This window comes from Sphingomonas sp. BK481 (assembly GCF_014194875.1).
GTDB lineage: Bacteria > Pseudomonadota > Alphaproteobacteria > Sphingomonadales > Sphingomonadaceae > Sphingomonas > Sphingomonas aerolata.
The window spans coordinates 96,008-109,730 of sequence record NZ_JACIAP010000011.1; the positions used below are offsets into that span (position 1 = coordinate 96,008).

General features: G+C 64.6%; 11 protein-coding genes. 7 read left to right on the forward strand and 4 right to left on the reverse strand.

Annotated features, from left to right (window positions below):
* Positions 1 to 127: 127 nt before the first annotated feature.
* The gene (locus FHY04_RS18075) at positions 128 to 820 is read right to left on the reverse strand and encodes a VIT family protein (RefSeq protein WP_183937355.1); all 693 of its coding nucleotides are present in this window, start codon (positions 818 to 820) and stop codon (positions 128 to 130) included.
* Positions 817 to 1,353, reverse strand: a complete 537-nt coding sequence (locus FHY04_RS18080) for a DUF3833 family protein (protein ID WP_221211871.1) — start codon at positions 1,351 to 1,353, stop codon at positions 817 to 819. The genes FHY04_RS18075 and FHY04_RS18080 overlap by 4 nt, the downstream gene beginning before the upstream one ends.
* Positions 1,354 to 1,600: 247 nt before the next feature.
* Here FHY04_RS18080 and FHY04_RS18085 point away from each other — a divergent pair, with 247 nt between their 5' ends.
* From FHY04_RS18085 to FHY04_RS18110, 6 genes are all read left to right on the forward strand, one after another.
* Entirely contained in the window at positions 1,601 to 2,098 is a 498-nt protein-coding gene (locus FHY04_RS18085) for an RNA polymerase sigma factor (protein WP_037532990.1), read from the forward strand.
* Positions 2,098 to 3,120 carry a FecR family protein gene (locus tag FHY04_RS18090; RefSeq protein WP_183937357.1) on the forward strand — a complete coding sequence of 341 codons (1,023 nt, stop codon included), beginning with the start codon at positions 2,098 to 2,100 and terminating at the stop codon, positions 3,118 to 3,120. Before FHY04_RS18085 ends, FHY04_RS18090 begins: the two co-directional genes overlap by 1 nt.
* Positions 3,121 to 3,259: 139 nt before the next feature.
* On the forward strand, positions 3,260 to 6,478 hold the full coding sequence (locus FHY04_RS18095) for a TonB-dependent receptor (RefSeq protein WP_183937358.1): 3,219 nt from the start codon (positions 3,260 to 3,262) through the stop codon (positions 6,476 to 6,478).
* 57 nt (positions 6,479 to 6,535) lie between these two features.
* The gene (locus tag FHY04_RS18100; protein WP_183937359.1) at positions 6,536 to 9,097 is read left to right on the forward strand and encodes a glycosyl hydrolase family 95 catalytic domain-containing protein; all 2,562 of its coding nucleotides are present in this window, start codon (positions 6,536 to 6,538) and stop codon (positions 9,095 to 9,097) included.
* A 23-nt stretch (positions 9,098 to 9,120) separates the two neighbouring features.
* A complete protein-coding gene (locus FHY04_RS18105; protein WP_221211872.1) occupies positions 9,121 to 11,046 on the forward strand; it encodes an alpha-L-fucosidase in 1,926 nt (641 codons plus the stop codon).
* A 114-nt stretch (positions 11,047 to 11,160) separates the two neighbouring features.
* The gene (locus FHY04_RS18110; RefSeq protein WP_166748227.1) at positions 11,161 to 11,718 is read left to right on the forward strand and encodes a hypothetical protein; all 558 of its coding nucleotides are present in this window, start codon (positions 11,161 to 11,163) and stop codon (positions 11,716 to 11,718) included.
* A 98-nt stretch (positions 11,719 to 11,816) separates the two neighbouring features.
* Here FHY04_RS18110 and FHY04_RS18115 read toward each other — a convergent pair whose 3' ends face one another.
* Complete coding sequence (locus FHY04_RS18115) at positions 11,817 to 12,083, reverse strand: hypothetical protein (protein WP_146163733.1); 267 nt, start codon at positions 12,081 to 12,083, stop codon at positions 11,817 to 11,819.
* 63 nt (positions 12,084 to 12,146) lie between these two features.
* Positions 12,147 to 12,662: a ferritin-like domain-containing protein gene (locus FHY04_RS18120; protein WP_183937360.1), complete on the reverse strand. Its 516-nt coding sequence runs from the start codon at positions 12,660 to 12,662 to the stop codon at positions 12,147 to 12,149.
* A gap of 224 nt (positions 12,663 to 12,886) precedes the next feature.
* Between FHY04_RS18120 and FHY04_RS18125 the strand changes: the two genes are divergently transcribed.
* Positions 12,887 to 13,696, forward strand: a complete 810-nt coding sequence (locus tag FHY04_RS18125; protein WP_183937361.1) for a SirB1 family protein — start codon at positions 12,887 to 12,889, stop codon at positions 13,694 to 13,696.
* Positions 13,697 to 13,723: the final 27 nt, after the last annotated feature.

Genomic DNA, 13,723 nt, shown 5'->3' on the forward strand with positions numbered 1-13,723 from the left:
CGCCGATAGGAGACGGTTACCAGTCGCACCCACGATCAAAACGCTGCTAATTGCGCCCTTTCGTCGAAGCCGCCGCGCTCGCATTCAGGCGAGCCGCGGAAATCCGTACCCGGATCGGGGCCAGGTATCAGACCGCGCGACCCACGAGATGCCCGATCGCGGCCGTCGCGGCCATCGCCGCCGCACCCCAGAACAGGACGCGAAGCGCCGGGCGCCACGGGCTTGCGCCACCCGTTCGCGCCCCGACAATGCCCAGCAGCGCAAGGAAGACCAAAGTCGCTGCAGTCACCGCTGGCAGCCGGTGTGGCGCAGGCGTCAGGATGGCCACCAGCAGCGGTGGTATCGCGCCGACGACGAAGCTGACAGCGGACGCGAATGCCGCTTGGAGCGGGCGGGCCATGACGATTTCGGAGATGCCAAGTTCGTCACGGGCATGCGCGCCGAGCGCATCATGCGCCATCAATTGCCGCGCGACCTCGCTCGCGATCGTCGCATCGAGACCGCGCGCCACGTAGATCTGCGCGAGCTCGTAATGCTCATGCGCCCAGTCGCTGGCGAGTTCGCCATGCTCGCGCGCCAGATCGGCAGCCTCGCTGTCGGCCTGCGAACTGACCGACACATATTCGCCCGCGGCCATCGACATCGCCCCCGCGACCATCGCCGCCGCGCCGGCCACGAACACGGCGCCGGTCGTTGCGCCCGACGCGGCGACGCCCGCGATCAGGCTCGCGGTCGACACCATCCCGTCATTTGCGCCGAGCACCGCGGCACGAAGCCAGCCGCTCCGCGATACAAGATGACGTTCGCGATGCGCGCTCATGGCAGTATCCTGATCGTTTCGCCGAGCGTCGCCACCGTCATGCCGAGCTTGCGGACGATCAGCCGATTCTGCGCGACCCGGGCATCGGGTGACAGCGTCAGCCACTGATCAACCATCATGCCGCCGCGCATCCGAAAGGCCAGATGCAGGCGATTGCCGACCACCTCGCCCGTCACCGGTCCGGACGCATCGGTCAATGTGCCCGTGTAGCGCCCTTGCCCGAGCGGAACGATCCGCCATTGCCGATCGCGCGGCGGCTTGCCCTGCTGCTCGATATGCTGGTCCAGGATCAAGGTGCCGTCGGGAGCGACGCGACCGACGCTCGCGACATGCGTCCGGACCGGCGCCCGAAATGCGATCTTGAGCACGCCCGTGCCGTCCAGCCGCCCGGCGAAGAACCGTTCGGCGACAAAGGCCGGTTGCGGGGCGATCGACGCGGTGCTCGGCCCACCCGTGCAGGCGCACGGCAGCAGCGCAAGCGGCACTGCGACGAAAGTCGTCAGACGGGGAACCGGGATCATCCTCTGCTTCATCGCCATCCTCGTCGTCGCATGCGCCGCAGGGCTCTCAGTCCGCGGTCACGCTCTCGCGCCAAGACGTTGCGTTCGGCCGTTCTCGCCAAGCTGGCAATATGTATCTACCCACCCCGCCCGCGGTACGCGCTGCTGATCGTGGAGCTGCCTGACGAACCCCACCGACCAAAGCGCTCGTTTAAACTGTGCACATTGCGCGCCTGCCCGTCTATCTAGCATGATGAAGCATAGGCCTCCGGCCGGCGCGATGCCGGGACGCGATCTTTCGGCGGTCATGGAACGCATGCGGCCGGCGCTCATGGCGTTCTTCGTCCGTCGTCTCAGTGATCCCGTGCAGGCGGAAGATCTGATCCAGGATCTTTTCATCCGCATGGCGACGATGAGGGGGCCGGCCACCGACAATCCCGAAGGCTATATTTTCCAAGCGGCCGCCAACCTGTTGCGCGATCAATATCGACGTGATGCGACCAGGTACCGATATCAGCAATCACGAGCGACCGATGCTGACCTTGGCGTCGATCCGATCGACGCCGAGCGGTTGCTGTCCGCGCGGCAGAGCGTCGGGTGCGTCGCGCGCACGCTGGGCGGCCTGCCTGACCGGACTCGCCAAATTTTCATTCTCTACCGATTGGAAGGCATGCAGCGTAAGGCGATCGCCGATGCGTTCGGCATTTCCGTGAGCGCGGTCGAGAAACATATCGCGAACGCAATGCGCGCGCTGCTTGCCGCCATGGGAGACTCGTAATGACTGCGCCGCAATCCGATGCGGACACCGTCATCGACTGGTGCCTGCGGTTGTCCGACGGGGCCTTGTCTCCAAAGGAGCGCACCGACCTGCACTCGTGGTTGGCCGACGACCCGCGCCGGGGCGAGCGCCTGGGCGCAGCGCTTGCCGCCTGGGACGCGGTTGAGGAGAATGCCGACGCTCCCGAGATGCTCGCGCTACGCCGCGAAGCCCTCGGTGCCGTACATCGCGCGGGGCAGCGTCGCTGGATCCGGACGCCGATGGTGTCCCGACCTGTGGTCTGGGCGATCGCGGCTGTGCTCCTGCTTGCGCTGTCGCTGGGCTCGCTGGCGTGGCGCCACGGCGCCCGCGACGAATATCGCACCGCGATCGGTGAGCGACGTGTCATCGCGCTGGCAGATGGCTCGCGTCTGTCGCTCGACGCCGACAGCATGGTCACGGTCGCCTTCAGCCCGCAACGCCGCGACATCGTCCTCGAGAAGGGTCGCGCGCGCTTCAAGGTCGCAAAGGATCCGCTGCGCCCGTTCGCGGTGCGCAGCGGGCGAAACGTGGTGATCGCAACCGGGACCGAGTTTTCGGTCGAAAGGCTCAGCCGCGAAGTGCGGGTCGCGCTGTTCGAGGGTCGGGTCGCGGTGTTGCGTGATACCCCCCAGGGGCAGATGAACGAGGTCGTTCGGCTGGGTGGGCACCAACTGACCGCAGAGCGCGCGCTGACCCCGGGGCATGAGATCGGCCTGCCGGTATCGGGGTTCGTCGGATCCGTGAGCTCATCGATCGGAAACGACGGCTGGGGCGCGGAGCAGGTGAGTTTCACGTCGGAGACGCTCGTCGCCGCCGCCGAGCGCATGAACCGCTATGCCCAGCGCCGCCGGATTATCGTTGATCCCGGTGCCGCGGACATTCGCGTCAGCGGGGTCTTCAACAATGGTGATGTCGATGCCTTTGCCGACGCAATCGCCACAACCTTCCCGGTCGATGCCGCTGTTAACGGCGAGGCGATCCGCTTGAGCCGCCGTCGCTGAAACCGAGATAAAGCGAAATTATAAGATAATTTCCGTAATGATGTGAGTGTTCGACCCCCTCGCACGTCACAAAAGTATAACAGAGGAAGAGGGGCGATCGATGATGTTAAGGGACCGACGAATTCTTGGCGTAAGCTGCGTGGCAATCGCTACGGTGATGGCGGTCTCTCCGGCACAGGCGCAGCGGGTGGTTCGCGTCGACATCAAGGCCCAGCCACTCGGCCCGGCGCTACGGTCGCTCGGCCGCCAGATGCACGTGCAGATGGTGTTCGACGAAACCCTCCTCGCCGACCGCGTATCCCCGACAATCAGCGGTTCGATGACGCCGGACGTGGCGATCGACCGGCTCCTGCAGGGCAGTGGTCTCGTCACGTCGCGAACGGGACAGGGCGTCTATGTGATCGCACGCCCCGCCGCGCTGACGCGCGTGGCAATGACGGGGTCTCAATCACAGGTTTTGCCGCAACGCCCGGCGAACCAGCCCGACACGGAACAGGACGACACGATGGGTCCGACGCCGCCTGGTGGCGACATCGTCGTGACGGGATCGCGCATCCGCTCGAAAAATCTCGTCGAAACCGCGCCGGTGACCAGCGTCAGCCAGGCGGACATCAAGCTGCAGGCAGCTTTCAGCGTCCAGGAGGTGCTGAACCGCGTTCCGGCGATCAAGAACAATGACACCAATCTATCGAACGGCAACGGGCGCCAGCAGTTCGATTTCCATGGCCTCGGGACCAACCGGACGCTCACGCTGATCGATGGTCAGCGGATCGGTGTCACCGAGGGCATCGATGCATCCGTCGTACCGGTCGGACTGATCGAGCGCGTCGATCTGCTGACCGGCGGCGCCTCTGCCGTCTATGGCTCGGACGCTATCGGCGGCGTGGTGAACTTCATCCTCCGCAAGGATTTCGAGGGCGTCAACGCGAACGTCAATTACGGCTTCTACAACGCCGACAACCGCGACAACATCGCGGCGCAGGCCGCGCGTGACGCAGGCTTCGCCGTGCCCAGCGGCATGGCCAATGATGGCGGCCGGTTCGACGCCAATATCAGCATGGGCAAAAATTTCGCCGGCGGCCGCGGCAACATCTCGCTGTTCGGGGCCTATAGTCAGGTCGAGCCTGTCCTTGCGTCGTCGCGATCGTTTTCCGTCTGCCCGATCACCTTGTCGGGGCAGTCGGTCGTCTGCGCCTCACCGTCCTCGGCAACGCCGGCTGGCTATTTCCAGGCGCTGTCCGGGCCGGCGCAGAATGGCTCCGTCCTCACGAACGCGGCGGGTGGCGGTCGCGAATTCGTCCCGTTCACGGGGGCCAACAGCTACAACTACAACGACAGCTTCTATTTCCAGCGCGAGAACAAGCGATACAACGGCGCCGTCTTCCTCAACTACGAGGTTTCCCCCGCGCTGCAGCTCTATGCAAACGGGCTTTATCTGAGATCCGAGTCGCGGAGCCAGTCGGATCCGGCCACGATCCAGCCCGGCTCGATCCCCTATGACATCAACTGCGACAATCCACTACTGTCGCAACAGCAGGCGGGGGCGTTGTGCGGTACTGCCGCGGGGACGGCAACGAACGTCCGCACCGATGTCCGCTACCGCTTTACCGACGCCCAATCGACGCTGTCGTCCAACGAGATCTATCGCGCGGTGGCGGGGTTTCGCGGCGATCTGGGCAGCGCATGGCATTATGACGTAGGCGGCGTTTATTCGACCACGCTCTACCGCCAGCAACAGCTCGGCCGCATCGACCCCGCCAAGGTCGCCACCGCACTGCAAGTGGTCGACGTCAACGGCACGCCGACCTGCGCCGCGGTGGTCAGCGGATCCGACCCGAGCTGCGTCCCGCTCGACATTTTCTCGACCAACGGGCCCAGCGCCGCGGCCGTCGACTATCTGTCGTTCGCGCAAGGCGGCGGCGTGTTCCGCGAGCGGTATGAGCAATGGGTGGGCAATGCCAACGTCACCGGCGACCTCGGCGAATATGGCATCAGAAGCCCGTTTTCGACCAAGGGGATCAACATCGCGGTTGGCGGGGAATATCGGTCGAGCGGCTATCGTTCGCGCCCCGACGCCGCCTATCAGGCTGCGTTCGGGTCGACGCCCTCGACATTGTCCAACAACGCGGTCGACCTCTACGGTGAGGTCAACGTGCCGCTGGTCAGCGATCGCCCCCTGATCCGCGACCTGAGTATCGGCGCCGCGATCCGTGGATCGAAATATTCCGGGGTCGAACGGGTGCGGTCGACGTACAAGATCGACGGCAGCTGGCGGCCGATCGAGGATCTGCTCTTCCGGGCGAGCTACAACAAGGCAACCCGCGCACCGAGCATCTACGAACTCTCGTCGAACGCCAACGCCAGTTACGGCGTGCTCGACACGAACACGCTGGGCGATCCGTGCGCAGGGACGAGCCCCGTTGCGAGCCGCGAGGTCTGCGCGAGCACCGGCGTGACCGCCGCCCAATATGGCGCGATCCAGCAATGTCCGGACTTCCTGTGCACTGTCCGCAACGGTTCCGAAGGTCTGGTGACGCCCGAAGTCGCGCACACCTACACCTACGGCCTCGTCCTGACGCCCCGCATGCTGCGCGGTTTTTCCGCGACCGCCGATTATTACAGCATCGAGATCCAGAACGGCATCGGCTATTACCGCGCGATCGACTTCCTGCAGACCTGCGCGAACACCGGCTATGATTTCTTCTGCGGACAGCTCAAGCGCAACGCTGACGGGACGCTGTTCAGCAACGCCGGAGCAGCAACGGGCTATATCAACCAGGGATACAGCAACCTTGGCCGAACGAATGCCCGCGGGATCAACTTCTCTGCCAATTACGACACGCGGATGGGCAACTGGGCGCGGTTCTCCACCAGCTATGTCGCGACGCTGCAGACCGCCAAGGGCGGTGATCTCGGCCTCCCCGACACCGACTTCAACGTGGTCGGGCTGTTCGGGCCCTATGCCGGGCAGGGCTATCGCCGGTATCAGCACAATTTCCGGTTTACGCTCAGCTCGCCCGAAGCTGCGCAGACTCAGGCGCTGGTCTCGGTCAACTGGAGGCATAATTCGGGGCTGAAGAACTCGCGCCTCGATGGAAATCCGATCTTCGGCGAGGACGATCCGAACGTGCCGGATGCGTATAAGTATCTGCCGGCCTATGACGTGTTCGACCTGAGCGGGAGCGTCACCGTATCGCGGGCGCTGACGCTGAGACTGGTCGTCAACAACGTGCTCAACCGGGCGGCGCCGGTTCGTCCCAGCCCCCCGCTCGAGGCGGCGGAGCGCGTCAACACCTCGCCTTCGGTCTATGATGCGCTCGGCCGGTCTATCAACATCGGGGCGACCCTGGATTTCTAGGGCCGTAGCCGGGCATGGCGGCGCCACCGGACGCGCCGCCATGCGGGAAGGGAAAGCATGACGGGTCAACCACCGGGCGTCGCCGACGCATTCGCCAGCGTGTCACGTCGCCGCGTGATGGCAGCAGGGACCGGATCCATGTTCGCCGGGCTCTTCACAGGGCTGGGCGCCGCCGAAGCCAGCGCCCCCGGCGCGGACGAGCGCCACCGGATCACGGCGACCGAGCCCGCGAGCGAGTGGCTGCTCGGGCATCCCGTCGGTAACGGCCGGCTCGCCGCGATGATGGGCGGCGGGGTCGTACGCGACATGCTATCGCTCAATCACGATTCATTGTGGAGCGGCCAGCCCGACGTCAGCCCCGGGCATGCGGTCGGCGATCGAGACCATGCCGATCCTCGCAACCGGGATGCGCTCGCTGCGGTGCGCCGCGCCGTGTTCGCCGATGATCCGATCAGTGCCGATCAACTGAGCCATGCGCTCCAGGGGCCGTTCAGTGCGAGCTATGCACCGATGGCGGATCTCCACCTCGAGATGGACCATCGCGAAGCCCCGCAGGACTATCGCCGGACGCTCGACCTCGATCGCGCGGTTGCATCTGTCACGTATCGCTCTGGCGGGACAGGCTTCGGCCGCGACCTGTTCGCCTCGCACCCCGATGGCGTGATCACGCTGCGGCTTACCGCGGATCGACGCGGCATGATCAATTGCCGCCTGATGCTGACGAGCAAGCTGCGCGCGACGGCGACGTCCACCGCGCAACCGGGCAGCAACCAGATCACCCTGCTCGGCAAGGCGCCGACGCAGAGCGAGCCCGATTACCGCGATGTCCCCGACCCCATTCGGTATTCGGATAGCCCCGGTCGGGGCATGGCGTTCGCGACGATCCTGTCGGTCGAAACCGATGGCGGCGCAATCACCGCGTCGGAGGGCGCGCTGCACATCCGCGGCGCCAAAACCGCGATCGTCCGGATCGCCGCCGCCACAGGGTTTCGCCGCTTCGACCTGGCGCCCGACACACCCATCGCCGCGGTCCGCGCTTCGGCCGAACGCGACCTCGCGGCTGCCAGACATCATGACTATACGACACTAGTAAAGCGTCACGTCAGCGATCATCAGTCGCTCTACCGCCGCGCCTCGCTCGAACTCAACGGCACGATCGGGGACGGGGATACACCGCGTGCCGAACGCCTGTTCCAGCTCGGCCGCTATCTCCTCATCGCCAGTTCCCGTGCCGATACGATGCCCGCCAATCTTCAGGGCGTGTGGAATGCGGCGGTACGTCCGCCCTGGAGCTCGAACTACACGACCAACATCAATCTCCAGATGAACTATTGGGCCGCCGAGACCTGCAATCTCGCAGACTGCCATCTTCCGCTGATCGATCATATCGAACGGCTCGCGGTCACCGGCGCGCGCACCGCGCGGCAATTCTACGGAATGCCGGGCTGGTGCGTGCATCATAACAGCGATCTGTGGGCGATGAGCAACCCCGTCGGTGAGGGCGTCGGCGATCCCAATTGGGCGAACTGGCCGATGGCCGGCCCGTGGCTGGTGCAACATGTCTGGGAACATTACCGCTTCAGCGGCGACCGCGACTTCCTCAAGGCGCGGGGCTTTGCGTTGATGCGCGGCTGCGCAGAATTCTGTGCGGCATGGCTGGTTCGCGACCCGCGAAGCGGCCTTTTCACGACCGCGCCGTCAATCTCGCCCGAGAATCTGTTTCTGACCGCCACAGGCAAGTCCGCCGCAATTTCGGCAGGTTGTACGATGGACCTGGCGCTGATCCGTGAATTGTTCACGACCTGCATCGCGGCAATGGCGGTTATCGGTGACGTCGACGGGCTCACGGCGCAGCTCGCCGGGTTGCTGAAGCAAATCGAGCCCTATCGCACCGGCCAATATGGCCAACTTCAGGAATGGGCGACCGACTTCGCCGAGCAGGACCCGGGCCACCGACACATCTCGCATCTCTATCCGCTCTATCCCGGCGATGCGATCGACCCCGTCCGGACGCCCGCGCTCGCCCGGGCTGCGCGCGCGTCGATCACGCGCCGCGAGGCGCATGGCGGTGCCAGCACGGGCTGGAGCCGTGCCTGGGCGACCGCGGTCTGGGCCCGGCTGGGTGACGGCGCGCAGGCCGGGCGATCGCTTTCCGCGTTCATCGCCAACAGCGTCGCAGCGAACCTGCTCGACACGCATCCGGCAAAGCCACGGCCCGTATTCCAGATCGATGGCAATCTGGGCATCACCGCGGCGATCGCGGAGATGCTGCTACAGAGCCGCGAAACCGAGATCGCGCTGCTGCCTGCGGTCCCCCCGCAATGGACCAGCGGTCGCGTCGTCGGGCTCCGCGCGCGGGGCGGTCACGAGGTTGCGATCGCGTGGAGCGATGGCCATGTCGACGCGACGGTAATTGCCGGCGACACGCGCCTTTCGGTCCGATTGCCGTCAGGGTTCGAACCGCTCAAGATTGTTCAGCGGGGGACGATCGTCCGATTCGAGAAGGATGCACAGTCTATCACGTTCGAGACTGTGAAGGGCCGACGCTACGACGTCGCGCTACGCAGAACCGCTCAGGGCGCCGCCAGCAGCACGCCACGCGAGAGCGATGCCACATGACCCGAAACGTTCCAGGAGTCCCCATGCCGATCATTACCCGCCGCGCTATGCTAGCCTCGGGGCTCGCCTCCGGCCTGGCATCGACAGCGTCGTCTAGCGGCTGGGCGCGCAAGCGATCGCCTGGAACTCCACCCGCGTCCTGGGGAGCAACCCCCTCCCCGCGCCAGCTCGCCTGGCACGCACGCGAGCAATACGCCTTCGTCCATTTTTCGATCAACACCTTCACCGATCGCGAATGGGGCTATGGCGACGAAGACCCCAAATTGTTCGCACCAACCGACTTCTCGGCGGATCAGATCGTCGGAGCGGCCAAGGCCGGCGGCCTGCGCGGGATCGTGCTTACCGCCAAGCATCATGACGGATTCTGTCTCTGGCCGACGATGCTGACCGAGCATTGCGTCAGGAACAGCCCGTTTCGTGACGGCAAAGGCGATGTGGTCCGCGAATTCGAGCAAGCGGCCAGGCGTGCCGGCCTCGACTTCGGCCTTTATCTGTCGCCCTGGGACCGCAATCACGCCGAATATGGCCGCCCTGCCTATCTCGACTATTATCGCAAACAGATCGTCGAACTCTGTACGCGCTATGGCCCGCTGTTCGAATTTTGGTTCGACGGCGCCAACGGCGGCGACGGCTATTATGGCGGCGACCGCGAGACACGGAAGATCGACTCCGAGACCTATTATGACTGGCCGTCGATCTTCGCCCTTGTGCATCAGCATCAGCCCATGGCCTGCACCTTCGAACCGCTGGGGTCCGACGTGCGGTGGGTCGGCAACGAGGATGGTGTCGCCGGCGATCCGTGCTGGCCGACCATGGCCAACCGCAAGCCGAGCCAGGCGGACGGCAACGCCGGTCTTCGCAACGGCCCCTTATGGTGGCCCGCCGAAACCAACACCTCGATCCGCCCGGGCTGGTTCTACCACGCCGACGAGGATGCGAAGGTCAAGGATCCTGAGCGGATGCTGCAATTGTTCGACGAATCAATCGCGCGTGGCACCAATCTGATCCTGAACCTGCCACCCGACCGGCGCGGGCGTCTGGCCGATCCCGACGTCGCCGTTCTGCAAGCATTCGGTACCGCGCAGCGCGCAACGTTCGCGGACAATCATGCGACCGGCGCGATCGCGTCGGCCGATCACGTTCGCGGGCCGGGCTTTGCGGCGGCCAATGTGCTCGATCGTAACCCCGCAAATTATTGGTCGACCCCCGACACCGTCCACACGCCGAGCCTTGTCCTCGACCTTCCGCCCGGCCGCAGCTTCGATCTCGTCCGGATCCGGGAGTTCCTGCCGCTTGGCGTCCGCGTCGACCGCTTTGCGATCGACGTCGATCGCGGCAAGGGGTGGTCGGAGATCGCATCGGGCACGTGCATCGCCGCCCAGCGCGTCGTCCGCCTGCCCGCGCCCGTCGTCGCACGACGACTGCGGCTGCGGATCGTCGCCGCACAGGCGTGTCCGGCGATCAGCGAAATCGCGCTGTTCCGCCAGATCGCGGCGACCGCGGTCGCACTGCCCGCCGCGCGTAGCCGCGATGTGCTGCAGCCCCCCGAGATATCAATCGTCTCGGCATCGGGACAGACCGCGGCCGCCGTGCTCGACAATGATTCGAACACAGTCTGGCAGGTTCCCGTTGCGTCGACTGCGGATCGGTCGACCGTCACATTCAAATTGACCACGCCTCAGCACTTGGCTGGCTTTATCCTGACGCCCTCGCGCGCGGTGATGACGGATACCGCGCCACCGAAGCGATTCCTCGTCGAGACAAGCCTCGACGGGAGGACATGGGTCAAGGCGGCTGCCGACGAGTTCTCGAATATCGCCAACGCGCTCTCGCCGCAACGCATCGTCTTCGACACGAAGGTTGACGCCGTCTACGTCCGCATGACCTTCATCGGTCTTGCATCCCCCAGGACGCATATGGCCATCGCCGGCATCGACCTGTTTCGATAGAGGGTTGGCAGGCGCGATACGTATCCCGCCTGCGCCCGTCGCTCATCCGCGGATGAACGCCAGCATGTCAGCGTTGATGACGTCGGCGTGTCATGTGGATAGCCTGGATAGGTCTTGAGCCTGCCGCCCATCGGGTACCAGTTCCGGCAAGGGGTGCGACCCGATCATCTTCGCCACGATCACCAGCACAGGCTGGTCGGCGATGCGCACGACCAGGCGTTGCGAGACTATTGGAAGAGCGAATACGACTTTGTCGATGTCGATTCGACCGCCAGCAGCTTCGATCCGAGGACGGGCGAGCGACGCCTTTCGATGACGGGTAACGCGCGCATGGATTGGACCTCAGGCTGGTATCCAACCGACGGGATGGCGAGCGGCTGTCGTGCTGATTTCGCCCGCGACGCCGGGCGCGACCGTGATGCGCCGTACGCCGTCCCCTATCCACTGCATACGCGCACGGTGGAAACGATCCTGTTGCCGCAAGAACGATATCGCCAGGACAGTCGCGGGCATCGAACATCGCCGCCGTGTCACGTTAAAGGGCGGCATGTTCACCGCGAAGCGCACCCGCCGACGAGTTCGCAGCCTATGGCGTATCGCCCTGAGATGGGTCGCATCGCCGGCGCTCATGATCACCCACCCACGCGTAGATCACAGTATCAGGACCGGTAGGACGCTCGACGCTGGAAGTGGCGGTCTTGTTCAGGACAGCAAATCTGTGGCCCCTGCCCTCAACAAGAGGCACAATTCCCGAGCTGGTCGGGACGATTTCAGTGCTCGTTGGAATGCCGGTCTTCGGCCGGCGTGTAATAGCGCGCGATATCCGCTTCGGTGAGGGCATGACCGCTCGACTCTTCAACAAGCGCGGCGATTTCGCCATCGGTCTTCCCGGCGTTGCGCAGCTGCTCGATCTCGTCGCTTACCATGTTGATGAAGGCGGGGACTGGGAACCGTTCCTCACCCAGGCCCAGTGCATCACGCATGTGTTTTTGCGCACGCAAGGCTTCGGGAAGCGTGAACGCGATATCATCAGCCATCGAACGTGCCTTTCATGAACTGGATATGGTCGGGGGGCATTGGCCCCCCGACGCCGAAACGCTTTATGCGGTGACCGCGTCCGCTTTGACGTTCACGCTCGACGTTGCCATCGCGGTCAACTTGTCGTCGGTCGCATATTCCTCATCGAGCGTTTCTTTCAGGATCGCAGCAATATCGGCGCGGCCGAGCTGGTTCGCCCAAGCGATCAGCGTACCATAGCGCGCGATCTCGTAATGCTCGACAGCCTGTGCCGACGCGATCAGCGCGGCATCCAGAACGGCTTTGTCCTCGATCTCGCCGGCGACTTCGTTGGCTTCCTTGATGATGCCGTCGATCGCCGGGCAGGTCACGGCCTTCGCCTTCTCGCCCAGCAGGTCAAAGATCCGCTCAAGGCGCGTGATCTGCCCTTCCGTCTCACGCAGATGGGTTTCGAAACCCTGCTTCAGGGCTGGCGCCGTTGCCTTGGCCACCATCTTCGGCAGCGCCTTGGTGATCTGGTTTTCGGCGTAATACACGTCCTGCAACTGGTGCAGGAACAGGTCGTCGAACGTTACGATGTCTTTGGAAAACAGGCCCATGATAGTGTCCTCGCTAAGCAAATGGCTGCGAAGCAAACTGCTCCGGCACCGCCGCAACGCGCCGGCTCCGGGGTAAGTTTCGTTCGGGTCAGCGCAGCCTTCACGCCAGTCCGATCGGTGGCGGCCTGTTGATCCTCGACGCCGATCCGGTTGTCGCTCGGCTGATCATGCCGGCAGTCAAGTCGGGCATAGGAACGATCGGAAGAGCCCCCATCTAGCGTCTTATGACCAATAGCATTCTTCATCTCGGGCTCATGGAAGACGGGGAGATCGAGCTCGATCTGGCCGCCCTGGAACTCGCAGCGCTCGATCATCCCGGTATCGATCTCGATGAATATATCGACGAACTGGCTGGCATAGAATTGGCCCTGCGCGCTGCGGACGGCGACGCAGCAGCCAGCGTCGCTCAGGCCCAGACCCTGCGCAGCGTCATGGTCGAGGATTTCGGATTCTCCGGCGACCGCACGCACTACGACGATCCCCAGAACGCGGACCTGATCGCTGTTGTCGATCGACGGCTCGGTCTGCCGATCAGTCTGTCGATCCTCTATGTGGCAATGGCCCGACGCCTTGGATGGTCGGCGACGCCGCTCAATACCCCCGGCCACGTCCTGGTCCGCCTTGGCGACGCACCGGATGCGCTGATCATCGATCCCTTCAATGACGGTCGCATCGTCGCCCCCGAACAGGTGGAAGCCTTGTTGGAGCAGATGACGGGCCAAACGCGGTTTTCCGACGGTATGCTGCCCCTGTCGAACCGATCGGCGCTTGTTCGACTGCTGCTCAACCAGGCGACCCGTGCCGAGCGGGCCGGCAATACCGCGCGCGCGCTAGTCGTGTACGATCGCATGACGATCGTGGCGCCCACGCACGCCCATGGTTGGTGGGAGCGAGCCAGACTTCAGCTGGTCGCGGGAGATGTTGCCGGCGCCCGCAACAGCCTCAGCGCGATGCTCGAGATTTCCCGGGACGACGATTTGCGCCTGCAGGTATCGGCAGCGCTCGATGCCCTTCCCCGGCCGACGCCCTCGTGAACGTCGCGGTGGACCGGCTCTACCCCA